Source organism: Paracoccus mangrovi (genome assembly GCF_042648425.1).
Taxonomy (GTDB): Bacteria; Pseudomonadota; Alphaproteobacteria; order Rhodobacterales; family Rhodobacteraceae; genus Paracoccus; species Paracoccus mangrovi.
Genome location: NZ_JBHRXJ010000005.1, coordinates 202769 through 228793, shown reverse-complemented (window position 1 = coordinate 228793; position 26025 = coordinate 202769). Strand labels below are relative to the sequence as shown.

At 65.4% G+C, this 26025-nt stretch carries 29 protein-coding genes; 11 read left to right on the top strand and 18 right to left on the bottom strand.

Features of this window, described 5'->3' with window-relative positions:
* Window positions 1–6: 6 nt before the first annotated feature.
* The 12 genes from ACFOMH_RS09625 to pcaD all read right to left on the bottom strand — a co-directional run bounded on the left by ACFOMH_RS09625 (window position 7) and on the right by pcaD (window position 9505).
* Window positions 7–348 carry a hypothetical protein gene (locus ACFOMH_RS09625; protein WP_377744151.1) on the bottom strand — a complete coding sequence of 114 codons (342 nt, stop codon included), beginning with the start codon at window positions 346–348 and terminating at the stop codon, window positions 7–9.
* Window positions 349–445: 97 nt separating this feature from the next.
* Window positions 446–1267, bottom strand: coding sequence for an alpha/beta fold hydrolase (locus ACFOMH_RS09620; protein WP_377744149.1), 822 nt, complete (start codon window positions 1265–1267; stop codon window positions 446–448).
* Complete coding sequence (locus ACFOMH_RS09615; RefSeq protein WP_377744147.1) at window positions 1267–1908, bottom strand: haloacid dehalogenase type II; 642 nt, start codon at window positions 1906–1908, stop codon at window positions 1267–1269. The genes ACFOMH_RS09620 and ACFOMH_RS09615 overlap by 1 nt, the downstream gene beginning before the upstream one ends.
* Window positions 1905–2693 carry an enoyl-ACP reductase FabI gene (locus tag ACFOMH_RS09610; RefSeq protein ID WP_374425308.1) on the bottom strand — a complete coding sequence of 263 codons (789 nt, stop codon included), beginning with the start codon at window positions 2691–2693 and terminating at the stop codon, window positions 1905–1907. The genes ACFOMH_RS09615 and ACFOMH_RS09610 overlap by 4 nt, the downstream gene beginning before the upstream one ends.
* A gap of 19 nt (window positions 2694–2712) precedes the next feature.
* A complete protein-coding gene (fabB, locus tag ACFOMH_RS09605) occupies window positions 2713–3942 on the bottom strand; it encodes a beta-ketoacyl-ACP synthase I (protein ID WP_377744194.1) in 1230 nt (409 codons plus the stop codon).
* Window positions 3943–3963: 21 nt separating this feature from the next.
* Window positions 3964–4473: a bifunctional 3-hydroxydecanoyl-ACP dehydratase/trans-2-decenoyl-ACP isomerase gene (gene fabA / locus ACFOMH_RS09600; RefSeq protein ID WP_374425309.1), complete on the bottom strand. Its 510-nt coding sequence runs from the start codon at window positions 4471–4473 to the stop codon at window positions 3964–3966.
* A gap of 256 nt (window positions 4474–4729) precedes the next feature.
* Window positions 4730–6049 (bottom strand): class-II fumarase/aspartase family protein, encoded by a 1320-nt coding sequence (locus tag ACFOMH_RS09595; RefSeq protein ID WP_377744145.1) that lies wholly within the window; start codon window positions 6047–6049, stop codon window positions 4730–4732.
* 99 nt (window positions 6050–6148) lie between these two features.
* A complete protein-coding gene (locus tag ACFOMH_RS09590; RefSeq protein WP_377744143.1) occupies window positions 6149–7003 on the bottom strand; it encodes a BKACE family enzyme in 855 nt (284 codons plus the stop codon).
* Between the two features lie 6 nt (window positions 7004–7009).
* Window positions 7010–7615, bottom strand: coding sequence for a protocatechuate 3,4-dioxygenase subunit alpha (pcaG, locus tag ACFOMH_RS09585; protein ID WP_377744142.1), 606 nt, complete (start codon window positions 7613–7615; stop codon window positions 7010–7012).
* Complete coding sequence (gene pcaH / locus ACFOMH_RS09580) at window positions 7615–8352, bottom strand: protocatechuate 3,4-dioxygenase subunit beta (RefSeq protein ID WP_377744140.1); 738 nt, start codon at window positions 8350–8352, stop codon at window positions 7615–7617. The genes pcaG and pcaH overlap by 1 nt, the downstream gene beginning before the upstream one ends.
* Window positions 8349–8729, bottom strand: coding sequence for a 4-carboxymuconolactone decarboxylase (pcaC, locus tag ACFOMH_RS09575; RefSeq protein WP_374425314.1), 381 nt, complete (start codon window positions 8727–8729; stop codon window positions 8349–8351). Before pcaC ends, pcaH begins: the two co-directional genes overlap by 4 nt.
* Window positions 8726–9505 (bottom strand): 3-oxoadipate enol-lactonase, encoded by a 780-nt coding sequence (gene pcaD, locus ACFOMH_RS09570; protein ID WP_377744137.1) that lies wholly within the window; start codon window positions 9503–9505, stop codon window positions 8726–8728. The genes pcaC and pcaD overlap by 4 nt, the downstream gene beginning before the upstream one ends.
* 83 nt (window positions 9506–9588) lie before the next feature.
* Between pcaD and ACFOMH_RS09565 the strand changes: the two genes are divergently transcribed.
* Window positions 9589–10500: a LysR substrate-binding domain-containing protein gene (locus tag ACFOMH_RS09565; protein WP_377744136.1), complete on the top strand. Its 912-nt coding sequence runs from the start codon at window positions 9589–9591 to the stop codon at window positions 10498–10500.
* A gap of 21 nt (window positions 10501–10521) precedes the next feature.
* Here the strand turns inward: ACFOMH_RS09565 and ACFOMH_RS09560 are convergent, their stop codons facing one another.
* Entirely contained in the window at window positions 10522–11187 is a 666-nt protein-coding gene (locus ACFOMH_RS09560; RefSeq protein ID WP_377744135.1) for a GntR family transcriptional regulator, read from the bottom strand.
* A 134-nt stretch (window positions 11188–11321) separates the two neighbouring features.
* Between ACFOMH_RS09560 and ACFOMH_RS09555 the strand changes: the two genes are divergently transcribed.
* The 8 genes from ACFOMH_RS09555 to ACFOMH_RS09520 all read left to right on the top strand — a co-directional run bounded on the left by ACFOMH_RS09555 (window position 11322) and on the right by ACFOMH_RS09520 (window position 18849).
* Entirely contained in the window at window positions 11322–12677 is a 1356-nt protein-coding gene (locus ACFOMH_RS09555; RefSeq protein ID WP_377744133.1) for a malonyl-CoA decarboxylase domain-containing protein, read from the top strand.
* A gap of 41 nt (window positions 12678–12718) precedes the next feature.
* Window positions 12719–14227, top strand: coding sequence for a malonate--CoA ligase (locus tag ACFOMH_RS09550; protein WP_377744132.1), 1509 nt, complete (start codon window positions 12719–12721; stop codon window positions 14225–14227).
* Between the two features lie 73 nt (window positions 14228–14300).
* Window positions 14301–14696 carry a malonate transporter subunit MadL gene (gene madL / locus ACFOMH_RS09545; protein WP_374425320.1) on the top strand — a complete coding sequence of 132 codons (396 nt, stop codon included), beginning with the start codon at window positions 14301–14303 and terminating at the stop codon, window positions 14694–14696.
* Window position 14697: 1 nt separating this feature from the next.
* On the top strand, window positions 14698–15462 hold the full coding sequence (madM, locus tag ACFOMH_RS09540; protein ID WP_377744130.1) for a malonate transporter subunit MadM: 765 nt from the start codon (window positions 14698–14700) through the stop codon (window positions 15460–15462).
* 56 nt (window positions 15463–15518) lie between these two features.
* Window positions 15519–16331, top strand: a complete 813-nt coding sequence (locus ACFOMH_RS09535) for a DUF4123 domain-containing protein (protein ID WP_374425322.1) — start codon at window positions 15519–15521, stop codon at window positions 16329–16331.
* A complete protein-coding gene (locus tag ACFOMH_RS09530; RefSeq protein ID WP_377744129.1) occupies window positions 16328–17089 on the top strand; it encodes a hypothetical protein in 762 nt (253 codons plus the stop codon). Before ACFOMH_RS09535 ends, ACFOMH_RS09530 begins: the two co-directional genes overlap by 4 nt.
* Window positions 17082–18332, top strand: coding sequence for a M15 family metallopeptidase (locus ACFOMH_RS09525; protein ID WP_377744127.1), 1251 nt, complete (start codon window positions 17082–17084; stop codon window positions 18330–18332). Before ACFOMH_RS09530 ends, ACFOMH_RS09525 begins: the two co-directional genes overlap by 8 nt.
* Window positions 18316–18849 carry a hypothetical protein gene (locus ACFOMH_RS09520; RefSeq protein ID WP_377744126.1) on the top strand — a complete coding sequence of 178 codons (534 nt, stop codon included), beginning with the start codon at window positions 18316–18318 and terminating at the stop codon, window positions 18847–18849. Before ACFOMH_RS09525 ends, ACFOMH_RS09520 begins: the two co-directional genes overlap by 17 nt.
* On the opposite strand, the gene pdxR is transcribed toward ACFOMH_RS09520, so the two are convergent.
* The 3 genes from pdxR to ssb all read right to left on the bottom strand — a co-directional run bounded on the left by pdxR (window position 18846) and on the right by ssb (window position 22497).
* Window positions 18846–20312: a MocR-like pyridoxine biosynthesis transcription factor PdxR gene (pdxR, locus tag ACFOMH_RS09515; protein WP_374425326.1), complete on the bottom strand. Its 1467-nt coding sequence runs from the start codon at window positions 20310–20312 to the stop codon at window positions 18846–18848. The two genes, ACFOMH_RS09520 and pdxR, sit on opposite strands and share 4 nt — an antisense overlap.
* Window positions 20313–20390: 78 nt before the next feature.
* A complete protein-coding gene (gene tpa, locus ACFOMH_RS09510) occupies window positions 20391–21770 on the bottom strand; it encodes a hypotaurine--pyruvate aminotransferase Tpa (protein WP_377744124.1) in 1380 nt (459 codons plus the stop codon).
* A 217-nt stretch (window positions 21771–21987) separates the two neighbouring features.
* The gene (gene ssb / locus ACFOMH_RS09505; RefSeq protein WP_377744123.1) at window positions 21988–22497 is read right to left on the bottom strand and encodes a single-stranded DNA-binding protein; all 510 of its coding nucleotides are present in this window, start codon (window positions 22495–22497) and stop codon (window positions 21988–21990) included.
* 308 nt (window positions 22498–22805) lie between these two features.
* Between ssb and ACFOMH_RS09500 the strand changes: the two genes are divergently transcribed.
* Complete coding sequence (locus ACFOMH_RS09500) at window positions 22806–23453, top strand: lytic transglycosylase domain-containing protein (RefSeq protein ID WP_374425329.1); 648 nt, start codon at window positions 22806–22808, stop codon at window positions 23451–23453.
* An 84-nt stretch (window positions 23454–23537) separates the two neighbouring features.
* On the opposite strand, the gene ACFOMH_RS09495 is transcribed toward ACFOMH_RS09500, so the two are convergent.
* A complete protein-coding gene (locus ACFOMH_RS09495) occupies window positions 23538–24110 on the bottom strand; it encodes a lipid-binding SYLF domain-containing protein (RefSeq protein ID WP_374425330.1) in 573 nt (190 codons plus the stop codon).
* A gap of 84 nt (window positions 24111–24194) precedes the next feature.
* Window positions 24195–25193, bottom strand: a complete 999-nt coding sequence (gene hemB / locus ACFOMH_RS09490) for a porphobilinogen synthase (protein WP_374425331.1) — start codon at window positions 25191–25193, stop codon at window positions 24195–24197.
* Window positions 25194–25417: 224 nt separating this feature from the next.
* Here hemB and ACFOMH_RS09485 point away from each other — a divergent pair, with 224 nt between their 5' ends.
* Window positions 25418–25984, top strand: a complete 567-nt coding sequence (locus tag ACFOMH_RS09485) for a hypothetical protein (RefSeq protein ID WP_377744121.1) — start codon at window positions 25418–25420, stop codon at window positions 25982–25984.
* Window positions 25985–26025 lie beyond the last annotated feature (41 nt).

The following is a 26025-nucleotide window of genomic DNA, read 5'->3' as shown; positions in this document are numbered from 1 at the left end:
CGCCGGTTATTGGGGGAAATGCTCGGTATGCGTTTCCCCCGTGCGGCCGAAATAGACCACCCGCCGGCCGACGAACGACACCAGGTAACCGCCGCAACCGGCGCGTTTCACATTTCGGGAAAAGCCTTCATAGGTGTAATCGGCGGCATTTTCCTGTGCCGTGCGCACCTGTTCGGCAACGGCTTCGGCATCAAAGCGGGCCGCGACCTCACCTGTCAAGACGGGCATCTCAAGAGCGACGCTCTTGCCATCCGCGCGGTAATAGGTCGTTGTGCGGTGGCGGTAATCGACCATGTAGGATTCGAATCCCGCATCAATCAACCGGGCGACGATCTGCGGAAAGCTCATGCTGCCGTCATATGCCGCAGTCTGGCATTGGCGGGCGATGGAAAGCGATTTTTCGTCCAGAATGGTTTCTCCGATATGATGGGCGGCGGGGGCGAATTTACCGCATCAGCGCAAGCCACGCCCGGATCGCGGCCAGGGATTCGGGTTCGTCCAGAAACGGGATATGCGCCCGGTCGGGTATTTCGGCAAAGATCATGTCCGGCCGGCGCTGCCGCATCGCATCCGCCGCATCGCGCGACAGCAGGTCGGAATTCGTCCCCCGGATCAGCGCAAGCGGCAGGCCCTGCGCAGCATCGAACAGCGGCCACAGATCGACCTCGGGGCCATCAAAAGCCGCCAGAAACGCCGTGCGCAGCGCGGGGTCGTAGGTGATGCGCAGCCCCTCGGGCGTTTCGGTGTAGTGGTGCCGTACTTCCTCCAGCCAGCGGCTTTCGGGCACATTGGCGAAACCGGGCATGAGGTCGGGCAGGCGGCGCGCCAGTTCGCTCAGGCTGGAACTGGTCGGATTGCGCCCGACATAGTCAAAGATGCGTTCCAGCCCGCGACGCTCGAGAACCGGGCCGACATCGTTCAGGCAAAGCCCCGCGACCCTGTTGCGCGCGGTCGCGGCCAGAACCATCCCGATCAATCCCCCGCGCGATGTCCCCAGGATTGCCGCCTTGTCGATCCCAAGATGGTCCAGAAGTGCCAGCGCATCCTTGCCCTCCTGAGCGACGGTATAGGTGTCGGCGCCGGTCCAGTCCGAGGCGCCGCGCCCGCGATAATCCATTCGGATCAAACGGATATCCGAAAGATATGGGGCGAGGTAATCGAAATCGCTCATGCTGCGCGTCAGGCCGGCAAGACACAGAACCGGCAGGCCATGCCCCCGGTCGTCATAGGCCAGGCGCGCACCATCGGTTGCGGTGAAATGCGGCATCAAAGCAATCCTGTCAGATCGGTCAGAATACGGGCCGGACGATGCGGCAGGCGGTCGACCGGCAGGCCCGCGCGGTTCACCCAGGCGGTGTCAAAGCCAAAGGCCGCGGCGCCGTAAATGTCCCAGCCATTCGATGAGACAAAGGTGATCCGGTCCGCATCCGTGCCGAAATGGCTGGTCACGACGCGATAGGCTTCGGCGGCGGGTTTGAAGCGACCAACAGCCTCGACCGACAAAAGCGCATCCAGATGCGGGGCAAGCCCGGCACTGTTCACCGCATCGGACAGCATCTTTGGCGATCCGTTCGAAAAGATCGCCGTCTGACCGCGTTCGCGCAGCCGGGCCAGCACCTCGGCGACCTCGGAATAGGCGGGCAGGCGGCGGTAAAGCGCCAGCAGCGGCGCCGTATCGGTCAATCCGTGGCGCTCGGCCGCCCAATCCAGCGCGTCGGATGTGACTTGCCAGAAATCGCCATGCTGTCCGGTGATGCAGCGCATCCATGAATATTCGAGTTGCTTGCGCCGCCAGTCAAAGGACAGCGCCGGCCAGATTTCTGCCAAGGCCGGGTCGTTGCGGGCCGCCTCGCGCGCGGCGGCGTCCACATCGAACAAGGTGCCATAGGCATCAAAGACCCAGATCACAGATGCTCGCTTTGCGGCATGCCCAGCACATGATAGCCGCCATCGACCAGAACGATTTCGCCCGTGGTGCAGGCGCCCCATTGCGAACACAGCCAGACGGCGGTGCCCCCGATGGCCTCAAGCGTGGCATTGGCACGCATGGGGGCATTCGCCTCGGTATGGCGATAGGTCTTGCGCGCGCCACCGATGGCCGCGCCGGCCAACGTTTTCATCGGGCCCGGGCTGATCGCATTCACGCGGATGCCATCGGGGCCAAGGTCGTTGGCAAGATAGCGAACAGATGATTCCAATGCGGCCTTGGCCACCCCCATGACGTTATAGAACGGTGTGACCCGGTTCGATCCGGCATAGGTCAGCGTGATGATCGAGCCGCCATTCGTCATCAGAGGCTGTGCCCGCCGGGCCAGGTCGATCAGCGAATAACAGGAAATCGTCAAGGAATTCTTAAAGTTGTCGCGGCTCGTGTTGATAAAGCGGCCGGTCAACTCATTCTTGTCCGAAAACGCGATGGCGTGGATCAGAAAATCCAGACCGCCCCAGCGGGTCCCGATCTGATCAAAGGCGCGATCCAGCGATTCGTCGTCCAGAACGTCCACATCCATCAGAAAATCGGAACCCAGCGACTGGGCCAATGGCTCGACACGCTTGCCGAAGGCCTCGCCCTGATAGGTGAATGCCAGTTCGGCGCCCTCGGCGGCCAGTGCCTTCGCGATACCCCAGGCGATAGAGCGGTCATTCGCGACCCCCATCACAAGGCCGCGCTTTCCCTTCATCAAATCGCCCATGGCTTAACCTTTTCTTCGCTTATTCCCGGTATTTCGACATGACCAGCGTCGCGTTGGTGCCGCCGAAACCAAAACTGTTGGAAAGAACCGTATCGAAATCAACATGATCCACGCGCTGCATGGCAATTTCCTCGGCCCGGATCTCGGGGTCGAGCTGGGTGATATTGGCCGAGGCGGCGATAAAGCCATTCTGCATCATCAAGAGCGAATAGATGGCCTCATGCACCCCGGTCGCGCCCAGCGAATGCCCGGTCAGCGATTTGGTCGAGGAGACCGGGGGCACCGCGCCCTCGCCAAAGACACGGCGCAGGGCCTTGATTTCGCCGACATCGCCCACGGGGGTCGAGGTTCCATGCGCATTGACATAGCTGACGCGGCGCCCCTCGGGCAGCGTCGACAGCGCCAGCCGCATCGAGCGTTCGCCGCCCTCGCCCGACGGTGCCACCATGTCATAGCCGTCGCTGGTCGCGCCGTAGCCCGTCACCTCGGCATAGATTTTCGCGCCACGCGCCAAGGCGTGGTTCAGCTCTTCGAGCACGACCACACCGGCGCCGCCGGCGATGACGAACCCGTCGCGGGTGGCGTCGAACGGGCGCGATGCGCTCTGTGGCGTGTCGTTGTATTTCGACGACATCGCGCCCATCGCATCGAACAGGCACGACAGCGTCCAGTCCAGTTCCTCGCCGCCGCCGGCGAAGACGATGTCCTGCTTGCCCATCTGGATCAGTTCGGTCCCATTGCCCACGCAATGCGCCGAGGTCGAGCAGGCCGAAGTGATCGAATAATTCACGCCCTTGATCTTGAAGGGCGTGGCCAGACAGGCCGAATTGGTCGAGGACATGCAGCGCGTCACCATGAACGGCCCCATGCGCTTGGGCGCGCCCTTTTCGATGACGATGCGATGGGCGTCGAACAGATTGGCCGTCGATGGGCCGCCAGAACCGACGACCAGTCCCGTGCGTTCGTTCGAGACGTCTTCGGGCGTCAGGCCGGCATCGGCGATCGCCTGTTCCATGGCGATGAAATTATAGGCGGCGCCCGCACCCATGAAGCGCAGATTGCGCTTGTCGATGTGATCTTCCAGCACGATCTGCGGCATGCCGTGAACCTGGCTGCGAAAGCCGTGTTCGGCGTAATCGGGCGCAAATACGATGCCCGAGCGCCCGGCGCGCAGGCTGTCGGTGACTTCGGAGGCGTTGTTGCCGATGGGAGAGACGATGCCCAGCCCGGTAATGACGACGCGGCGCATGGCGTGTTCCTTGTTCATGGATCAGGCGGCCGAAAGGGCCACTTTCATGTCCTTGACTTCATAGATGGTTTCACCGTCGGCCTCGACGCGGCCATCGGCCACGCCCATGGTCAGGCGGCGGGTCTGAACGGCCTTGGTGAAATCGACGTAATAGCGCAGCATCTTGCGGTCAGGGCGGACCATGCCGGTCAGCTTGACCTCGCCGACGCCAAGCGCATAGCCGCGCCCCTGCCAGCCGCGCCAGCCGAGGTTGAAACCGGTCAGTTGCCAGAGTCCGTCCAGACCCAAACAGCCCGGCATGATCGGATTGCCGGGGAAATGGCAGGAAAAGAACCAAAGCTCGGGATCGATGTCGAATTCGGCCACGACATGACCCTTGCCATGCAGGCCGGCATCGCCGGAAATATCGGTGATGCGATCCATCATCAGCATCGGCGGCTCGGGCAGTTGTGCATTTCCGGGGCCAAACAATTCGCCACGGGCGCAGGCCAGCAGATCTTCCTTGTCAAAGCTGGTCCGAGTCATCGTCATGCGTGTGTTTTCCCTTTGAAGCGATATCGCATTATTTCATTGACGCGGGCGGATGATATGCCCGCGCGCAGGCTTGACGCCCGGTCTATCATTCCGGCCCGGCGGCGCGCAAGGGCACAGGCCCGGCGCATGGCAATCCGGCCAGTCCCGGGGGCCTGTGCCATGGGGGGCGATCCTTTGGGTCGTTCGGGCGATGGCGCCCTTAGCCCCGATGCCGGATGGCTGCCGGTGGCGCCGCGGGCGAGGTTCGGGAAGATCAGCCGCCTGCGAAGACCTCATTGGCAAAGTTGCGTGCATCCACCGGGGCGGTGCCAAGCCGGCCCGCAGCCGAGAGATCCAGCGCAGGAAAATCCCGCGCGATCAGATCCGGCAGCGTCTGTCCGCTGCTTTGGGCTTCGGCGCACAGCGCCTTGATCCGGGTCTGCGCCTCGGGGCGCGGCATGTGGCGGGCAAGGGCGAAGCTGTAGGATTCGGCATAGATCAGGCCGTGCCCATCGTCGAGGTTCCGGGCCATCGCCGCCGCGTTCGGTGTGATGCGCCCTGCAAGATTCAGCGCCAGTTCAAGGGCACGTCCGGTCGAGATGCAGAGCTGTGGCAGGGTCAGCCATTCGACGAACCAGGCCGCGCCGTCGCGCTGTTGGCGGTGCAGTCCGGCCCCCTGTATCGCCGCCGAAAGGGCCGCCGTCTGACGCGCCAGCGCCACCAGAACCGAAGGGGCGACAGGGTTCTGTTTTTGCGGCATGGTCGACGAGCCGCCGGCACCGTCAATCCGGATTTCGTCGATGCCGGATTGCGTCATCAGGATCAGATCTTCGCCCATCTTGCCCAGCGAGGCGCAAAGCCCGGCCATCCAGGCGGCGAAACCGCCGATGTGATCGCGCTCGGCATGCCAGCTATGGCCGGGATCCGCGAGACCGAGTTCCCGCGCGAGTGCTGCGCGGATCGCGGGGCCTTCGGCACCCATGGCCGAGAGTGTGCCCGCCGCCCCGCCCAGCGAGAGCGTGGCGAGTTCGGGCGCGAGCGCCGCAAGGCGGGTGCGGTGGCGCAGGACCGGATGCCCCCAGCCCGCGACCACCGCGCCAAAGCTGGTGGGGGTGGCGAGCTGGCCATAGGTGCGCGCGGCCATTGGCAGATCGGCGTGATCGCGGGCGAGACCGGCCAGCGCCCGGGCCAGTTCCGTCAGTCGTGCGTTCCAGATTTCGGTGACGCGGCGCAGGCGCAGCGCGAGGGCGCTGTCCATGATGTCCTGGCTGGTCGCGCCCCAATGCAGGTATTGCGCATGTTCGGGGGCCTGCATGGCCTTGCGGAACGCGGCGATCAGGCCGGGAACCGGCACGCCGTTTCGGGCGGTTTCGGCGGCCAGCTCGGCGGGGTCGATCTGAATCTCGCGCGCGGCGCGCTCGATATAGGCGGCGGCGGTTTCGGGGATCAGGCCAAGGCGGCCCTGGACGCGGGCCAATGCCCCCTCGACCAGCAGCATCGCCCGGATCTGGGCGCTGTCGGTGAAAAGCCTTGCGGTGTCCTGGTCGCTGAAGAGATCGCGATAGATGGCGCTGTCGGCGGGGGATGCGGGCATGGCGGGCCTTTTGCTTGGGACGAGGCCGGGGGGCTGTCTGCCCCCCGGACCCCCCGAGGATATTTGTCCATGAAAGAAAAGACGAGACGGCCGCCGCGATCAGGCGGTTGCGGGCATTTTGAGGCCAAGGATTGCGCGCGCCTGTTGCCATGTCGCGACGGGGCGGCCGTATTTCGCACAAAGATCGGTGGCGCGCCGGACCAGCGCAGCGTTCGAGGGGGCGAGCCTGTCGCGGTCGATGCGGACATTGTCCTCCAGTCCGGTGCGGGCATGGCCGCCGGACGAGATCGCCCAGTCGTTCAGCGTGATCTGGTCGGCGCCGATGCCCGCCGCGCACCAGGGCGTATCGGCGCCGAAGAGGCGTTTCACGGTGTGGATGTAATAATCGAAGACCTCGCGATCGGCGGGCATGGCGTTTTTCACCCCCATCACGAATTGCACATAGGGCCGGTCCTTGATGCGGCCGTCCCTGTGCATTTTCGCCGCTTGCAGGATGTGGCTGAGGTCGAAAGCCTCGATTTCCGGTTTGACGCCATGGGTCAGCATTTCGGCCGCAAGCCAGTCCACCAGATCGGGCGGGTTTTCATAGACCCGGGTCGGGAAATTGTTCGACCCGACCGAAAGCGAGGCCATGTCGGGCGACAATGGCAGCATGCCACCCCGGGTCCGGCCCGCGCCCGAGCGGCCGCCCGTCGAAAGTTGGACGATCATGCCGGGGCAGTGCTTTTCCAGCCCCTCTTTCAGGCGGGCGAAACGTTCGGGATCCGAGGTTGGTTTGCCCTCGTCGTCGCGGACATGGCAATGGGCGATGGTTGCGCCGGCCTCGAAGGCCTCATGCGTCGATTCGATCTGTTCGGCCACGGTGATCGGCACCGCGGGATTGTTTTCCTTGGTCGGGAGCGAGCCGGTGATGGCCACGCAGATGATGCAGGGGTTTTGCGAAAGATCGGTCATGGCGGCCTACATGTCGAAGAAGACGGTTTCGTTTTCGCCCTGAAGGATCAGGTCGAAGCGGTATTGCCCGGGGCCGGCCCGTTTCGCGATCAGCGTGTCGACACGCGGCCGGTGCTCGATGCGTTGCAGGACCGGGCAGGCGGAATTGTCCTCATCCTCGAAATAGATACGGGTTTGCAGGCCCAGATTGATGCCGCGCGCCACCACCCAAAGCGCGATATGGGGCGCCATCATCCGCCCATCGGGAAAGGGGACGGCGCCGGGCTTGACGGTTTTCAGCACCCATTCGCCGCTGTCGAAATCGGCGATGATGCGTGCCCAGCCGGTGACATTCGGATCGGCGGGTCCGCGCGGGTCGTTGCCGGGATAGATGCCGTTTGCGTCCGCCTGCCAGCTTTCGATCAGCGCGTCGCGCAGGATCATGCCCGCGCCGTCCTGAACCGTGCCGGTGATGGTGATCGCCTCGCCCTTTGCGCCCGGCCGGATCGGGCTTTCGCCCAGATCGGCCGGATAGATGCCGCTATTGCCCAGCTTGTTCGGCGTCAGACCGATATGGACATAGGGGCCGGCCGTCTGCGAAGGCGATTCCCTGAGGTAATCCAGCTTTTGCATCACATCCCCTCCGGGCGGTTTTCAAAGAAGGACTGGCGGCGGCCGCGCAGCACGATGTCGAATTTATAGGCCAGACAATCCATCGGGATCGCGCGGTTCATGTCGAGGGGCGCGACCAGCGCCTGAATGGCGCGATCCGAGCCGATGGTGTTCACGATCGGACAGCGCGCGATCAGCGGGTCGCCCTCGAAATACATCTGGGTGATCAGGCGCTGGCCAAAGCCCGAGCCGAAGACCGAGATATGGATATGCATCGGCCGCCAGTCGTTGACGCGGTTCGGCCAGGGATAGGCGCCGGGGCGCACAGTCAGAAATTCATATGCCCCGTCCCGGCCCGAGATGGTGCGCCCGCAGCCGCCGAAATTCGGGTCGAGCGGCGCGGCATAGCCGTCCTTTTTATGGCGATAGCGGCCGCCGGCATTGGCCTGCCAGATCTCGATCAGCGCGCCAGGCACGCCGCGACCGTTTTCGTCCAGGACGCGGCCATGCATGATGATGCGTTCGCCGATGGCGGGCTGGCCGGTGAAATTCATGATCAGGTTGTTGTCCATCTCGCCGATCATGGAATGGCCGAAGGCGGGGCCGGTTTCCTCGGAGAGCGTCGAGCCCATGGCGACCAGCGCGCGGTGCGGCGCGCGCGTCATCGAGGTCTTGTAGCCCGGCGTATAGGCCGCCGGATGCCAGTCCCGGTCGCGAAAGAACAGCGGGCCGCGGTCGGTATCATTGCTGAGGGTCATCGCTGTGCCTCCATTTCGGCGAATGTTTCCTTGGCGATCCTGATGGCGTGATTGGCGCGCGGCACGCCGGCATAGATGGCGACATGCAACAGCGCCTCGAGCACGTCTTCGGGCGTGGCGCCGGTATTGGCGGTGGCGCGGATATGCATAGCCAGTTCGTGGTCATTGCCCAAACCCGCCAGCAGCGCGATGGTCAGCATCGAGCGTTCGCGCGGGCTGATCGTGTCGCGCGCCCAGACCGAGCCCCAGGCGGATTCGGTGATCAGCCTCTGAAAAGGGGTGTCGAAATCGTCCTTGGCGGCCTCGGCCCGGTCGACATGGGCGTCGCCCAGCACCCGGCGGCGGGTCGCCATGCCGTCATCGTAGCGGGTGGTCATCGGCTGTGCTCCTGGAGGAAGGGGATGACGGTCGCGGCAAAGGCGCGGGGCTGTTCGACGCAGGGCAGGTGGCCGGCATCCGCGATGATGTGAAAGCGCGCGCCGGGGATCAGCGCCGCCGTGGCCCGGACCAGATCGGCGGGGGACGAGCCGTCGCTGTCGCCGGCGATGACCAGCGTCGGCAGGCGCAGGCCGGCGGTCTGGACCGTCAGATTGGCGGCGGCCAGCGCCCGGCAGGCGGCGATATAGCCCGGCGCGGATGTGCGGATGACCATGTTGCGCCACAGCGCCAGCTCTGGCCGGGCGCGAAAGGTGGGCGCGAACCAGCGCTCCATCACCATATCGGCGATGGCCGCGATGCCGCGCGTCTCGATCGTGCGGATGCGGTCGGTCCAGCTTTCCGCCGTGCCCATTTTCACGGCGGTGTTCGACAGCACCGCCGCCCGGATCAGATCCGGGCGACGCGCGGCCAGATTCTGGGCGATCATGCCGCCGATAGAGAGACCGCAGATGATCACCGGCCCGTCGGACGTGGCCTCGATCAGCGCGGCGACATCATCGGCCAAATCGGCGATGGCATAATCGCCGCCAAGATCGGACAGGCCGTGGCCGCGCTTGTCGAACCGGATCGCGCGGATGCCCGGAATTTCCGCCAGCGCCGCATCCCAAAGCCGCAGATCGGTGCCCAGCGAATTGGCGAATATCACGGTCGGGGCGTTGGCCGGACCGTCGATCCGGTAATGCATCGTGCCCCAGGGGCGGTTCAGAACTTGCATGGCGATCTCCCTTATCGGTAGGTTGCCATAACGAATTCGCGTTGAATAATGCAAAATGGACCGCAATGGATAACCGAAGCGCTATGCATCCCGGGGTCAAACTGCGCCATATCCGGGCATTTCTGGATATCGCGGCCGAGGGCGGGCTGACGGCGGTGGCGCGTGCACAGGGGATCACCCAGCCCGCCCTGTCGCGCACATTGGCCGAGCTTGAGGCGCTTATGGGGCAGCCGCTCTTTCTGCGACAGGGGCGCAAGCTGATCCTGACCGAGGCGGGGGCGCTGTTTCGCCGCCACGCGCTGGCGGCGGTTCAGGCGCTTGAGGCGGGGGCGGCGGCGCTGCGTCCGGGGGCGGGGGGCGTGCTGCGGATCGGGGTGTTGCCGACGGTCGCGACCCGGTTCATGCCGCGTGTCATGCTGGCTTTCCGTGAGATGAACCCCGAAACCGTGCTTTCGGTCGAGACCGGCCCGCATTTCCACCTGATGCGGCTTTTGCGCGAGGGTGCGGTCGAGCTGATGGTCGGGCATTTGCCGGCGGCGTCGGAAATGGCGGGGCTGAGCTTTGATCATCTTTACGAAGAAGAGGTGATCCTGACCGCGCGGGCGGGTCATTCCGGGCTTGGTGCGCCGGTGGCCGCGCTTCTGGAACGCTTTCCGGTCATCCTGCCGCCGCCGACCGCGCTGATCCGGCCGGCGGTTGAAACCTATCTGGCGTCGCTGGGGCTGGCCGGATTGCGGCCGGCGGTCGAAACCGTGTCGCTGGCGGTCGGGCGCGGGTTGTGCCTGGCCTCGGATGCGCTGTGGTTCATTTCGGGGGGCGTGGTCGCGAATGAGCTTGCGCGCGGCGAGATGGTGCAGCTTGCGACGGGGCGGCGTTTCATGTCGGGCCCGGTCGGGATGACGCGCCGGCAGGCGGCGCAGGGCGCGGCGCTTGCGGCATTCGAGACCGTGGCACGCGAGGTGGCGCGGCGCGAATACGGCGCCGCGCACGCCTAGGCCATGCCCTTCGGTTAACAGCTAGGCATCGACCATGCGGATTGACGCAATCAGGTCGTGAAACCGGTCGCCTTGAATGACGACATGGTTGCGCATGTGATTGGCGGCGGCCTCGTCATCGCCGGCCACGATCATGTCGATGATGTTCTGATGCTCTTCCATCGAGCGCCGCATCCGGCCGCGAAACTGAAGCTGCCGGCGCCGATAGGGCTGCAGCATGGCCTGGAGGCGCAGCGCCTCGGCCTCAAGGAAGGCATTGCGCGAGGCGGCATAGACCGCGTGATGAAAGGCCGTGTTCTCGTAATAATAGGCATCGCTGTCGCCGGTCTCGAAGGCGCGGACACAGGCGGCCTGTGCCGCGCGGATGGTCGCGATTTCCGTCGCCGAGGCGCGCCGCGCGGCCAGCCGGGCGCACATCGCCTCAAGCTCGGCCATGACCTCGAAACGCTCGGCCAGCTCGGGGACGCTCAGCTTGGTGACAAAGGTGCCGCGCTTGGACTGGACGCGCACCAGACCCGACCCCTCGAGCGCCTGCAAGGCCTCGCGAATCGGGGTGCGCGAAACGCCGAATTCTGTGGCCAGCGCCTCCGGGTCCAGCCGCTCGCCGGGCTGGATCTTGCCCTCGACGATCGCGTTTTCCAGCGCGTCGCGAATGTGCTGGACCGACGGGCGGCGTGGATTTGACATGGTTTGGACCTTGGTTTCGATATGTTTTTATCCGCAAGAAGTCATGAAATGTCCATATCAATCTTTGTTATATACAACACAATTGAAATTGCACTATAAGCATTCGGGGTGAGGGACCGGAAAAGGGGTTTGATATGGCCAAGGTCAATCTGGCATTCCTGAATGATCTGGTGCAGGCCATCACGCGCGGCGAGCGGCGTGATCGGGTGCGGGGCGATGGGCGCGGCACGCTGACCGCGCAGAATCTGTTGATGCGGCCGGCGCAGGAACGGCTGGCGGCGGCCTGTGATGTGCTGATGGGCCGCATCGGCGAGGCGGCGCGGATCGCGGTCGCCGAACAGGCGCTGGCCGCCTATGCCGAGCTGGATGCCGGGGGACGGCGCGATTTCTTTGCCCTGCTGCGCGACCGTTTCGGGGCCGACCCCGATCCCATCCGCAAGGCCTATGCCGCCTATGACGCGGATCCTTCTGCCGGGCATCTGGCGCAATTGTTCGAGGCGGTCGAACCGCGCCGCCAGACCTTGCTGCGGCGGCTGAACATGGCGCCGGGCGCGACGCTGAAACTGGTGGGCATGCGGGCCGATCTGCTGGATGCGATCCGCGAGGATCCGGCGCTTGCGCCCATCGACGGCGATTTCGCGCATCTGCTGAGTTCGTGGTTCAATCGCGGCTTTCTGCGGCTTGAACGGGTGGACTGGTCGACGCCTGCGGCGATCTTGGAAAAGATCATTGCCTACGAATCCGTTCACAAGATGTCGGGTTGGGAGGATCTGCGCCGCCGTCTGGATGCGGCCGACCGGCGTTGCTATGCGTTTTTCCACCCCGCGACCGGGGATGAGCCGCTGATCTTTGTCGAGGTGGCGCTGACCCGCGCCATCCCGGATGCCATCGCGCCGATCCTGAATGCGCCGCGCCCCGATGCGGCCGCCGATGCCGATACGGCGGTGTTCTATTCGATCAACAACAGCCTGCGCGGCCTCAAGGGCGTGTCATTCGGCAATCTGCTGATCAAGCAGGTGGTCGCCGTCCTTCAGGCCGAATTGCCCGAGCTGCGGACCTTTGTCACCCTGTCGCCCGCGCCGGGTTTCGCGGGCTGGCTGGCGCGGCAGGATGGCGCGGCCGCGGAAAAGCTGCTCAACGCGTTGGAACAGGGGGACTGGCAAGGCGACCCCGCCGCGGCCGATCGGCTGCGCCCGGATGTCGAGGCCATGGCCGCGCAGTATTTCACCCGCGCCCGCGCGCGCAGCGGCGCGCCCGCCGATCCGGTGGCGCGCTTTCATCTGGGCAATGGCGCGGCGGCCTGGCGGGTGAACTGGCCCGCCGATCTGGCCCCGGGCGCGGTCAAGAACGCCCATGGGCTTATGATCAACTATCTCTACGACCCCGCCGCCATCGAAACCCAGCACGAGGCATTCGTGCGCGACGGCACCGTCGCGACCGGGGCGCCGCTGGCCGAGGTGCTGAACCGCAATCCTGAGCCGCTGAAATGACCGGATCCGAAATCCCCCGAACGCAGACAAGAGGACGAGACATGCAGACCATCCATGAAAGCTTTATCGCCTCGGTCGAGGCGGAACCCGGCAAGGTGCTGTTCGAGCGCCCGGGCCTTTCCGACATCACCTATGCGCAGGCGCGCGATCTGACGGAACGCTTTGCGGCCGTGCTGACCGAAATCGGCGTTCGCCCCGGCGACCGGGTGGCCGTCCAGACCGAAAAAAGCGCCGAGGCGATCTGTCTTTATCTGGCGGTGCTTCAGGTGGGCGGGGTCTATCTGCCGCTGAATACCGCCTATACCGGGGCCGAGATCGACTATTTTCTGGGCGATGCCGCGCCGCGCCTCTTTGTCTGTACCCCCGCGACGCTGGCCGCGCACAAGGCCCGGGAAAGTGACGGCCTGCGGGTCGAAAGTCTGGGCGCGGATGCCGATGGCAGCCTGATGGCGCGGGCTTTGGCGGCCAGCCCGCGCCGCGACCGGGTGGCGCGCGCCATGTCCGATCATGCGGCGATCCTTTACACCTCGGGGACGACGGGGCGTTCCAAGGGGGCGGTTCTGACCCATGGCAACCTTGCCTCGAATGTCGCGGCGCTTCTGGAAAGCTGGCACTATACTGGTCAGGACCGGTTGATCCACGCGCTGCCGATCTTTCACACCCATGGCCTGTTCGTGGCCGCCAACATGTCCATCGTCGCCGGTGCGACCATGATCTGGCTGGCGAAATTCGACGGCGAACAGGCCATCGACCTTATGGCGGATGCGACCGTGCTGATGGGGGTGCCGACCTTTTACACGCGGCTGCTGAAATCCGGGCGCCTGAACCGCGAGACCACGGCCAGGATGCGCCTCTTCGTGTCCGGCTCGGCCCCGCTTCTGGCCGAGGATCACCGCGCGTTCGAGGACCGCACCGGCCACGCCATTCTGGAACGCTATGGCATGACCGAAACCTGCATGATCACCACCAACCCCTATGACGGCGCCCGCAAGCCCGGCGCCGTGGGCATGCCCTTGCCGGGGATCGCCATCCGCGTGACCGATCGCGAAACCGGCGCATCCCTGCCGCAGGGCGAGATCGGCGCCATCGAGGTCAAGGGGCCGAACGTCTTTGAAGGCTATTGGCAGATGCCGGAAAAGACCGCCTCGGAATTCCGCAAGGACGGGTTCTTTATCACCGGCGATCTGGGACAGATCGGCGAGGACGGCTATCTGCGCATCGTCGGGCGCGACAAGGATCTGGTGATTTCGGGGGGCTATAACGTCTATCCCAAGGAAATCGAAAGCCTGATCGACGACTTGCCCGGCGTGGTCGAAAGCGCGGTGATCGGCCTTGCGCATCCCGATCTGGGCGAGGGGGTGACCGCCATTGTCGTGCCGCAAAAGGGCGCAAACCTTGACGAGGCGGGTGTCATCGCCGCGCTGGGCGACCGGCTGGCGCGCTATAAACAGCCCAAGCGCGTGATCTTTGTCGAGGAACTGCCGCGCAATGTCATGGGCAAGGTGCAAAAGGCCGAATTGCGCAAGCGCCATGCCGATCTTTACCGCTGAACATCGTTGAGGGGACGGTCCGGGACCGGGGCAGAGGAGGCCCCGCCCGGACCCCGAGGGAGGAAATATCACCATGATCATTTACGGAACCGCCGTTCTGGCGGCCTGTCTGATTGCCGGCATGATTGTCGGCGATCTGCTGGGCGCGCTGCTGGGGGTCGATTCGAATGTGGGCGGCGTGGGCTTTGCCATGCTGTTGCTGATCGTGCTCAGCGACTGGATGCGCCGCAACGGCCATCTGCCGCCGCTGAGCGAACAGGGCGTCCTTTACTGGAGCGCGATGTACATCCCGATTGTCGTCGCCATGGCCTCGACCCAGAACGTGGTCTCGGCGGTGTCGGGCGGTCCCGTCGCGCTGTTGGCGGGTATCGGCGCGACGGTTGTCTGTTGGGCGCTGGTGCCTGCCGTCGCCCGCATCGGCGGCGCGTCCGAGCCGCTGCCCCCCGCAACCGAAGCGGAGGCCGGCTGAGATGGAACTGATTTCGGATGTCCTGATCAAGAACGGGTTGCTGTTCGCCTTTGTCATTGTCGGCGCGATGATGTGGATCAGCTATTATGCCTCGCATCACCTGACGCGGGGGCGGCTGCACGGCTCGGCGGTGGCGATCATCCTGGGGCTGGTGCTGGCCTATTTCGGCGGCCTTGCGACCGGCGGCAAGAAGGGGCTGGCCGATATCGAGCTGTTCGCCGGGCTGGGGATCATGGGCGGCGCGATGCTGCGCGATTTCGCCATTGTCTCGACGGCTTACGGGGTCGATCTGGGCCTCATCCGCAGGGCGGGGATCACGGGCGTGGTGTCGCTGTTTCTGGGGATCGTGATTTCCTTTCTTGTCGGCGGGTTGGTGGCGCTGATGTTCGGCTATGGCGACGCGATCAGCATGACGACGCTGGGCGCGGGGGCCGCGACCTATATCGTCGGGCCGGTGACCGGGACCGCGCTGGGCGCCTCGAGCGAGGTGATCGCGCTGTCGGTTGCGGCGGGGCTGATCAAATCGGTGCTGGTGATGATCGGCACGCCCTTCATCGCGCCGCTGATCGGGCTGAACAATCCGAAAACGGCCATGGCCTATGGCGGGCTGATGGGCACGACCAGCGGCGTGGCGGGCGGGCTTGCCGCCACCGACAAGCGGCTGGTGCCTTACGGTGCGATGACGGCGACCTTTTATACCGGGCTTGGCTGTCTTTTGGGGCCGTCGCTGATGTATTTCATGTTCCGCGCCGTGATGGGCGGCTGAGGCCGCGCATCTCGTGAGGTTATGCCCGGGCCGCGTCGCAACAGCCGACGCGGCCCGTGGCCGTCCGGGTGACGGTGCTATTGTGCCATCATGCCGGCCATGCCATTCTGCCCGCGGCGGTAAACCTGTTGAAAACAGAGGTGAACGTGGCGGCCCCCGACGACCGGCTTGACGACATCTGGGCGCTTTCCGGGCCTGTGCCGGGCATTGGCGGGCAGGCCGGGCCAGAGGGTGCGCTGTCGTCGGATGCGGCGGTTTCGACCCCGGCCCTGAACATGCGCGTGATCGCCCCGGTCGAGCCGCTGGACGGACAGTTCGGCGCCGAGAAAAAGAAATCCGTGCCCGATGCGCTGTGGCCGGTGCTGTTTGGCCCCGTGGCCACGGAGCCCGCATTGCCGTGTTATGCCGTTATTGATGCTGGCCGGGTGCCGGGCCTGCCGGACCTTCTGGCCGGCTCGGGGCTGAAACATGCCTGCCTGTTTCGCGATGAGGGCGGCGGCGACTTGCAACAGGCCGCGCCCTGGATCGTCGAGATACGCGACGAAAACAGCTTTGTGCGCAACCTGTTCACCCGTGGCGCGGCGCCTTGGCAGATGTGGGACCGCCGGCCGGGCATCTTCCTGCGCTCGGCCGCGTCGCTTGACGATCTGCGCCGGCATTTCCGCAAATTCGTGCGTCTTTACAGCCAGCAGACGCAAAGCTGGCATTTTTTCCGCTTTTACACGCCCGAGATCGCGCGCACCGTGGTCGCGGCCTTCGATGCCCGGCAATTCGCCGGTTTCGGCGCGCCGCTGCGGCTGATCGCCTGTCCGGCGCGCGGGGCGGGGTTTTGCGTCATGACGCCTAGCACCGGGACCGGCGGCGCATGAGCGGGCTTTATCTCGAGGATTTCGTCGATCAGCGGACGCTCGCCCCCTATATCGCCGAGCGCCGCGCCGATTACGAGGACAAGGCCGTGGCGTTTCTGCGCCAGAGCTTTGCGTCCAGAACCGCCGATCTTGACGAGGCTGCGCTGCGCGGGGTCGTCCGGCTGGCCTATCCCCGGGCGCGTCTGCGCGGCATCCGCACCGAGCGCGACCACCTGAAATATCTGATCGCGGTCATGCATTGGGGCAGCGGTTTCGAGGACGATCCCGGCCATGCGACGCGGCTTGAGCGGGCGGGATGGCGCACCGCCGGGGGCGAGCCGCGTCTCAACCCCTATCTGGCGCCGGTGCTGGATCAGATCGACCTTTGGCATCGCGATATCGGGCTTGCCGGATTGAACCCGGCGCGGCTGCGCGAATTGTCGGCGGGGGTGCCGCCCACCGATACCGATGCGCGGCTGGCGCGGCTTGCGGATCTGTGGCCCGGGGTGGCGGCTGCCACGCCCGAACCCGACCGCCGCGCGGCGCTGGCGCAGGCGGCGGATTTCGCCACCCGCTCGGGGCTTTGTGACCGGGGCGTGCTGGTCTATGCCGCTATTGCGCAGCTTCTGGGCTGTGGTTTCGGCGAGGATCCGCTTTACCCTTGGGCGGCGCGGGCACTGGTGTCCCGCATGGGGGCGGATGAGGCGGCGCGGGCGCTGGAAACAGGGTTTGTGACATGGTGGAAAGTGGTTTGCGAGGTTAGGGATGAGCTTGAATGACAGAGGCGGTGCTGCGGCGGGTGGCGAAAGCGCGACCCTTGCCGCCGAGATCGCCGCCGATCAACATGGCGCCCAGAGCGATCCCGAGAATGTCCAACAGGGCTGCCGGGGCTGGATCGCGGTGCGCAGCCGCTACGCGGAATTCGATCTGATCGCGGTGGGTGGGCGGATCACCATTTCGCGCATCCGCAATGGTGCGGCGACCCAGGTCGCGCAAGAGACGGTGGATTACACGACCATCCCGACCAATGGCCTGTTCGTGTCGCGCGCGCCCGCGCCGCGTCCGCCCCAGGGACAACAGGGTGCTGCGGCGGGTGCGGCCGTCGCCGGCACCGAAACCGCCGGCACCGCCACCAGTCAGGCCCAGATCGCCAGCGTCGCCTCGGGCAATGGCAATCCCTTGGTGCTGATGGGGGGCGATGCGGGGTTCGAGCCGGGCCGCTATCGCGTTACCTTCCGCCCCGAAATCCGCCACGGCAAGCTGCGCATCGATCCGCGCCCGGTTTCCCGTGCGGCGAACGCGGCGATGAATGGCCGCTATCCGATCATCGCCCCCGATGGCACCCGCCCCGATGGCGCGGCCGTGCCATATAGCAACGCCAATACAACCGACCGCTATTTGCAGGTGCCGCTGGCGACGGCGGTGAATGCGGAATGGTCGCAAGAGGTGACCGTGGGTTGTGCCCCCCGCAACACCCCTGTTCTTGCCGAATTCATCTGGACCGATTTTCGCGCCCATAACGACCGCACGACCGAGCGGCTGCGCACGCTGCATCCCGATGCGCGCCATGATTTCCTGAGCTTCATCAACAAGATCGAGGAGCTGAACGGCACCCGCTATACGGTGACCGATGGTTTTCGCACGCCCGCCGAACAGGACGCGCTCTATTGCAGCGACTTCATGCAGAACCGCAATGGCCGGCCCCAGGCCACCAAGCGCCAGTATTGCCAGGCGCAGGGCTTTACCGGCGGGCGCGGGCCGTGGAAATCGAATGCGCGCCAATGGCAAAGCAACCACAATTACGGCATCGCCATCGACATGTACGATCTGAGCAGTGGCCAGCTGGTGGCGGTGACAAACACCAATGGCAATCTGGCCAGCCATTTCGGGCTGACCTGGGGGCGTTCTTTCGGCGACCCGCCGCATTTCGAAAAGACCAATCCCGACTGGCACGATCTGCGCGACCGCCGTGCGGCCCACACCTTTACCTATGATGGACGCGACTATGTCGAATTTCCCTGAAAGGCCGGCTTTGCTGGCATTGGCGCTGGTGCTGACGCTGGGGTCGGGGGCGCCCGCGATGGCCGATGCCTGCGTGTCCGAAAGCTTTCTGCACCGGATGGAAAGCGGGATCGAAAGCAGCGAAACCATTTCGGATCAAGGTGATGCCCAGATTCTGGGCGGCACCGGACAGGGCCTTTACGAGGTCCGCTATCTGCGCCCCGATTACGCGCTGACCAGCTTTCACGCCATCGGCAATGGCGAAGATGGCGGCCATGATGCGGGCCCCGATACGGGCTCCGATACGGGCCACGACACGGGCGGGCGCCTTTATCTGGGCTATGTCGATTACGATCCCGCGCTGCTGACCGGCGCGCCGGGGGGCGATTTCGTCTTTGGCGGTTCGTTCATCGCCCTTGAACAGGGCGAGGGGGTCGAGATCCTCTGCATCGACGACGGCAAGATCGACGCCTCGGTCGTGACCTCGACACTCGAGGCGGTCGCCGCGATCGAGCATGCCGCCGGGGACGCGCCCTAATCCTGCACCTCGGACATGGCCTGCGCGATGCGGCGGATGCCCTCGGGGATGCGCTCGGCGCTGATCGAGGAATAGGCCAGCCGGAAAAAGCCCCGCCCCTCGGCCGGGTCGGCAAAAAAGCGGGCGCCGGGTTCGATCAGCACGTCGCGGGTTTTCAGCACCCGTTCCAGATGCGAGGCATCGACCCCCGGCGGCGTCGCGAGCCACAGGCTTGACCCGCCGGTCGCATCCGGCGAGGCCAGCCGCAGCCCATGGGCGGAAATGCTTTCCAGCATGACCGCGCGGCGCCATGCATAGGCGCGGCGCATGCGGTTGGCCTGTGCGTCGTAATGGCCCAGCGACAGAAAATGCGCCAGCGTGCGCTGCATATGGCCGGGCGGATGGCGCAGCATCATGCCGCGCAGCGCGCGCGCCTCGGCGATGAACCGGGGATCGGCAACCAGATAGCCCAGCCGCGCGCCCGGAAAGACCGATTTCGAAAACGAGCCGATATAGATCACCGCCCCCGCGCGGTCGATGGCCTTGAGCGCGGGCGAGGGGGCGCCGGCAAAGGACATCTCGAATTCGTAATCGTCCTCGACCACGGCAAAGCCCTGTGCCTGCGCCCGCGCCAGAAGCGCCTTGCGCCGGGCGCGCGGCATGGTCGAATTGGTCGGGCATTGATGGCTGGCGGTGGTAAAGACGGCGGCGATGCCGGCGGGCACGTTTTCGGGCGGCAGGCCCTGCGCGTCGACCGGCACCGGCAGGATGCGCGCGCCGCTTGCCGCAAGGATCTCGCGCTGGCCGGTATATGAGGGGTTTTCAATGGCAAAGGCCGCACCCGGTCGCAGCAGCAACTGCACCGCCAGCCACAGCGCGTTCTGCGCGCCCATGGTCAACAGGATCTCATCGGCGCCCGCCTCGATGCCGCGCCGGGGCAGGATCAGCCGGGCGATGTGATCGACCAGTTCGGGATCGTCGGCATCGTAAAGATCGCCGGTCACCGCCGCGAATTCGCGCCGCCCCAGCGTGCGCATGGCACAGTCGCGCCATGCCGCGTGATCGACCAGCGCGGGATCGGCCTGACCATAGACAAAGGGATAGCCATAGCTGCGCCAGTTGCGGTTGCGTTCCGAACGCTGCGCGCGGCTGAAACGATGGTCGAGCTGGCTGTCCCAGTCAAAGCGTTCGGGCGCGGGGGCGGATGGCTCGGTCTCGATCCGCCGCTCGATCCTGTCCGAGATGAAATGCCCCGAACGGTCGCGGCTGGCCAGATAGTCGGTCGAGACGAGTTCGGCAAAGGCCTGGGCCACGGTCACCCGCGCCACCCCCAGATGCCCGGCCAAGGCCCGGGTCGAGGGCAGTTTCTCACCCGCGCGGAACCGCCCGGCCGAAACGGCCGCGATGATCTGGCGCCGCAGCTGGACCTGCAAGGGCAGGCCATCGCTGCGATCCAGAAAAAAGGCATCGGGGGGAATGGGCATCAAAGGTTCCGCGGCGGCTCTGGCAACAGTCAGTCGCCGGAATGCCGCCGCGGATCAAGTCCCATCCATCGCCTGTGATCAGGCAAAGACCCGGGTCAGGGCGACATCCATCGCATCGGTGATGCGGTCGATATCGTCCGGCGTCGCGATCAGCGCCGGCGACAGGCACAGCGTGTTGTTGAAGCCCGGCAGCGAACGGTTGGTGGCACCGATGATGACACCCTGGGCCAGACATTCCGCAACCACGGCCTGGACCTTTTTCTCGTCCATCGGCTCCTTGGTCTTGCGGTCGGCAACGAGTTCCGCGCCGCAGAACAGCCCCTTGCCGCGCACATCGCCGATGACCGCGTGCTTGTCCATCAGCGAGGTCAGGTTGTCCAGAACCCGGTTGCCCATGGCGACGGTGTTTTCCAGCAGCCCCTCATCCTCGATGATGCGCATGTTTTCGATCGCGGCGACCGGCCCCGAGGTGCAGCCGCCAAAGGTCGAGATATCGCGGAAAAAGCTCATCCCGTCCTGCGGCGCGTCCTTGAACATGTCAAAGACCCGCTCGGTCGTGACCGTGCAGGAAATCGCCGCATAGCCCGAGGCGACGCCCTTGGCCATGGTCACGAAATCCGGCTCGATCCCGTATTGCTGATAGCCGAACCAGGTGCCGGTGCGGCCCAGACCGCAGACCACCTCGTCGATATGCAGAAGGATGTCGTATTTGCGACAGATCTCCTGCACGCGCTGCCAATAGCCCAGGGGGGGCGTGATGACGCCGCCGCCCGCCGTCACCGGTTCCAGAACGATGGCGCCGATGGTGTCTGCGCCTTCGCGCAGGATCACCTCTTCGATGGCGTCGGCCGTGCGCTCGCCATAGTTTTCGACATCCCATTGCTTGCGGTATTCAAGGCAATGGGGCACGCGGACGAAACCGTCGGGGAAGGGGCCATAGGCCGCCGCGCGCTGATCCTGCCCCGAGGTCGCGAGCGTGCCGATGGTGGTGCCGTGATAGTCGCGGTCGCGGTAGAGGATCTTCCATTTCTTGCCGCCGTGATGGCGCGCGGCGATCTGACGGACCATCTTGTAGACCTTCTCATTCGCCTCGGACCCCGAGTTCGAATAATAGACCCGGCTCATGCCCGGCATCTTTTCGATCAGTTTGCGCGCAAAGATCGCGCCCGGCACGGTGCCGGCCGAACCGGCGAAATAGTTCAGCTTGATCAGCTGGTCGCGCACGGCATTGGCGATGCTTTCGCGCCCATAGCCCACATTGACCGTCCAGACCCCGCCGGAAACCGCATCCAGAAACTCGCGTCCCGTGGCATCCCAGAGCCGCATCCCCTTGCCTTCGACATAGACGCGGGGGTCGATGGTTTCATATTGCTTGTGCTGGCTGAGATGGTGCCAGACGTTTTCGCGGTCGGCGGCGACGACATGGGACATGTCGTTGGGGTTCAGATCAAGCGTCACGGCGGGCCTCATGCGGTTGCGTGGTGAAGATGTCATCCCCTGATTGCGTCGGAACGCCGTCCAAGGATAGAGCCAGAATCAGGGCACTCATAAGGCCAGCCCGGATCGGATGCGCGAAACCACCGCCGCTGTGGTGGCGCGAAACGCAAGCGTCCCGGCCTTTCGACCGGGACGCAAATCGGGACCCGCATGGCCCGGGGCCGGTCGCGGCCGGCGATCAGAACGGGATGTCGTCGTCGAAATCGGGCCGCCCGCCGCCCGAGGATTGCCCGCCCGAGGATTGGCCGCCGCCCTGCGAATAGCCGCCCGAGCCGCCGCCGTAACCGCCGCTGCCGCCATAGCCGCCCTCGTCACGGCCACCGCCGCCACCCGCGCCGCGACCGTCCAGCATGTGCAATTCGCTGCGAAAGGGGCGCAGCGCGATTTCGGTGGTATAGCGGTCGTTGCCCTGTTGGTCCTGCCATTTGCGGGTTTCCAGCTGGCCCTCGACATAGACTTTCGAGCCCTTTTTCAGGAATTGCTCGGCGACGCGGACCAGCGGCTCGGAATAAATGGCGATGGTGTGCCATTCGGTGCGCTCGCGCCGTTCGCCGCTGTTGCGGTCCTTCCAGGTTTCGCTGGTGGCGATCCGCAGGTTGGCGACTTTGCCGCCGTTCTGGAAGCTGCGGATTTCCGGATCCTGACCAAGATTGCCGACCAGGATCACCTTGTTCACGCTGCCTGCCATGCTGCCGTCCTTGCATTGAATTTCGATCCCGCGGGTTTAGCGCGGAGCGGCCAGCCGGGGCAAGGGGATTGCGGGTCCAGGTGGCGTGCCGGCGCCGTACCCGGGCCGCGCATGGACCCGTGCCCGCTCGGACGACCTGTGGGCGGTCAAAGCCTTGCCCGCACCCGTCGCGCCGATTTTCGGCGAAAATCCGCCGAGATGGCGCCTTGAAGTCAAAGGTTAAAATTGGGTTGCAGCACTCATCTGGCTTTGCGCTATAGTGCAGGGCAAAAAATACGAGCGATCTCGGTACGCATGAGGGACCAGTGATGTTTTCACGCAAACGCGCGGCCTTGCGCCGGTTGAGCCGCGTAGTCATCGCCATGGCGCTGTCGGCCGGGCTGGCGGTGCCGGCGGCTGCGGATGGCCTGCGCCTGAACGGCAAAGGCAGCAAGTCGCGGCTGGCCCAGTTCGAGCGTCAGACCCGGCTGATGGATTCGCGGCTGGCCGGGCAATATCAGCAATCGACGCGGCTGCGGCCCAAGGGCATCTCGACCAAGAGCGTGGTCGAGCTGGATATCGCGACCAATATCCCGGCCTATCGGGGCAATCGTCGCAGCCAGTATCTGCCCCATGCCAAGGCGATGGCGCGCAAGCATGGCGTCCCCGAGGATCTTTTCCTGCGCCTTGTGCAGCAGGAATCGGGTTGGAACCCCTCGGCGCGGTCGCATAAGGGCGCGCGCGGTCTGGCGCAGCTGATGCCGGGCACGGCCGCCAAGCTGGGCGTCGATGCCAGCGATCCGGTCCAGAACCTGGAAGGCGGGGCGCGCTATCTGCGCATGATGTACAATACCTTCGGCAGCTGGCGGCTGGCGCTTGCAGCCTATAATGCCGGGCCGGGCGCGGTGGCGAAATATGGCGGCGTGCCGCCTTATCGCGAAACCCGCAACTATGTGCGCATCATCCACGGCAGTTAAGCCGTGGCCTGCGGGCGGGGGCCCGTGTCATCATGAAAAAGGCCGGGCATCGCGCCCGGCCTTGTCGTTTTCGGGGCCTCCGCCTCAGAAGGTCGAGGGGATGATCCGGTTGTATTTCGTGCCCGCGATCGAGGCGCCGGCCATCAGCCCGGACTGGCCAAAGATCATCGCTACCACCGGATATTGCGCGGTGATCGTGTCTGCGCCCAGCGACATGCCACCAGAGGGCAGCGCGTAATAGGCGCCGGCATCGGCCACCCAGCCGGGCGCGCGACGGAAATCGGCCAGCGCCGGTTCGGTCTGAAAGATCAGCACATGCGCATATTGCTGGGCGCCGATCTGAAAGCCGATGCTGGCCTGTGCCGCCGAATAGTAATCCACGGTCACATCGTTGATGCGCAACGCGCCCTGGCCATAGGCGCCGCCGACGCCAAATCCCGCCTCGGTCATCAATGGCATGTAGAGCACGCCCTTGGCGCCCTGGACCATGGGCGCGACAGCCGGATAGTTCTGCAACAGATAGTTGCGCGTCGTGTCCACCCGCGCATCGAGCCGCGCAGAGGCATCCTGTCCGACCGCGTTCGAACAGCCCGCAAGCCCAAGCGCGGCGCCGCCAACAAGCAGCGCTCTGCGGCTTATCGCATTGGTTTGGTTCATCTTTCGCCTCGTTCCGTGGTGGGGCGGTTTGTCCGCCATTCTATGAAGGATATATGGCGCGGAAGCATAGGCGAGTTGGACCGATCATGCCAGCCTTTCAGCCACTTGCGGTGCGTAATAGGTCAGAATGCCGTCGCAGCCCGCGCGCCGGAACGCCAGAAGGCTTTCGATCACCACGTCGCGCGAAAGCCAGCCATTGCGGATCGCGCCCTCAAGCATCGCGTATTCGCCGCTGACCTGATAGGCATAGGTCGGGGCCGCGAACTGGTCGCGCACCATCCGGCAGATATCCAGATAGGGCATGCCCGGCTTGACCATGACCATGTCGGCGCCCTCGGCCAGATCGCGGGCGACGCAGCGCATCGCCTCGTCGCGATTGGCGGGGTTGATCTGATAGGTCTTCTTGTCGCCCACCAGCCGGCCCGAGGCGCCGACCGCATCGCGGAACGGCCCGTAAAAGCCGCTGGCATATTTCGCCGCATAGGACAGGATCGCCACATCGCTGTGGCCCGCGCCTTCGAGTGCTGCGCGCAGCGCGCCGATGCGCCCGTCCATCATGTCCGAGGGGCCAAGGATATCCGCGCCCGCCTCGGCCTGGATCAGCGCCATCCGAACCAGCGCCGCGACGGTTTCGTCATTCACGATCACACCGTCACGCACGATGCCGTCATGGCCATTGGCGTTATAGGGGTCGAGCGCGATATCGGTCATCACCGCAAGCTCGGGCGCGACCTCCTTGACGGCGCGGATGGCGCGGTTGCCGATATTCTCGGGATCCCAGGCGCGTTCGCAGGTCTCGGTTTTCCGGTCCGGGTCGGAATGGGGAAAGATACAGATCGCGGGGATATTGAGCCGCATCGCGGTTTCGGCGGCGCGCTTGGCGCCGTCCAGCGTCAGCCGCTCGACCCCCGGCATCGAGGGGATTTCGCCGGCGCCGCCCGCGATCTCGGTCACGAAGATCGGCCAGATCAGGTTGGCGGGCGTCAGATTCACCTCGGTCGTCAGGGCGCGCAGCGCGGGCGTGCGGCGCAGCCGGCGCAGGCGCGTGGCGGGGAAGGGGGCGATGATCGGGGTCGGGGACATGGGCTTTGGCCTGTTCTGGAATGGGACTTGGGCGCGCGGGAACCGGCCAGAACCTGCACCCTTGCCGAGCCATGCGCAAGCCCCGTGTCCGCCCGGACCCGTCCCGTACCCGCCCCATATCCGGCTTATGCCTGCACAGTCCCGGCACCTGCCGAAATACCCGGTTTTCCTTTGCGCGCGCAGGCGATAGGTTACCCCTTGCGCCATCTGACGCGGGAGAAAACGTGATCGAGCCCGAGGGAATTCTGACCCTGCTGAACAGCCGCTCTTTCGGCTCGATCTGGTTCTGGGCGACGCTGCTTTTCGCCTGGACGCTGGTCGGACGGCGGGTGCTGGGGGTGCCGGCGGATGTGGTCGGAGCGGCCGGCCGGCGGGCCGATCTGCTGGGCGACGATCCGGCCTCGCTGCTGCTTCTGGACTGGTTGTCGCTGACCCTGCCGCGCCGCCGCGTCGGCGCGGGCGAGGGCGCGCTTTTGCTGGGGCTCGGGGCCTTTCTGCTGACGGCGCTGGCGGTGCTGGGGTTCGGCTATGGGCTGGAAATGGCGCAGGCGCTGGTCCTGCTGGCCTTGCCCTTCGTGCTGGTGATGGTGCTGGAAATCCGGCTGGCGCGGCGGGTGGCGGATGTGCTGCACCGCGCCCAGACCGGCGCGCCGGTCAATCAGGCCGGGGCCGAGGCCGCGCGGATGATGCGCCGCCACCGGATTCTGGTCACGCTGATTTCGGTGCTGGCGGTGGGGCTGACGGCGTTTTACGGCGCGATCTGGATGCTGATGCATCCTTTCGGATATTGACCCTTGCGCGGGGGCGGGCGGCCTGTCGGGCTTGACTTCGC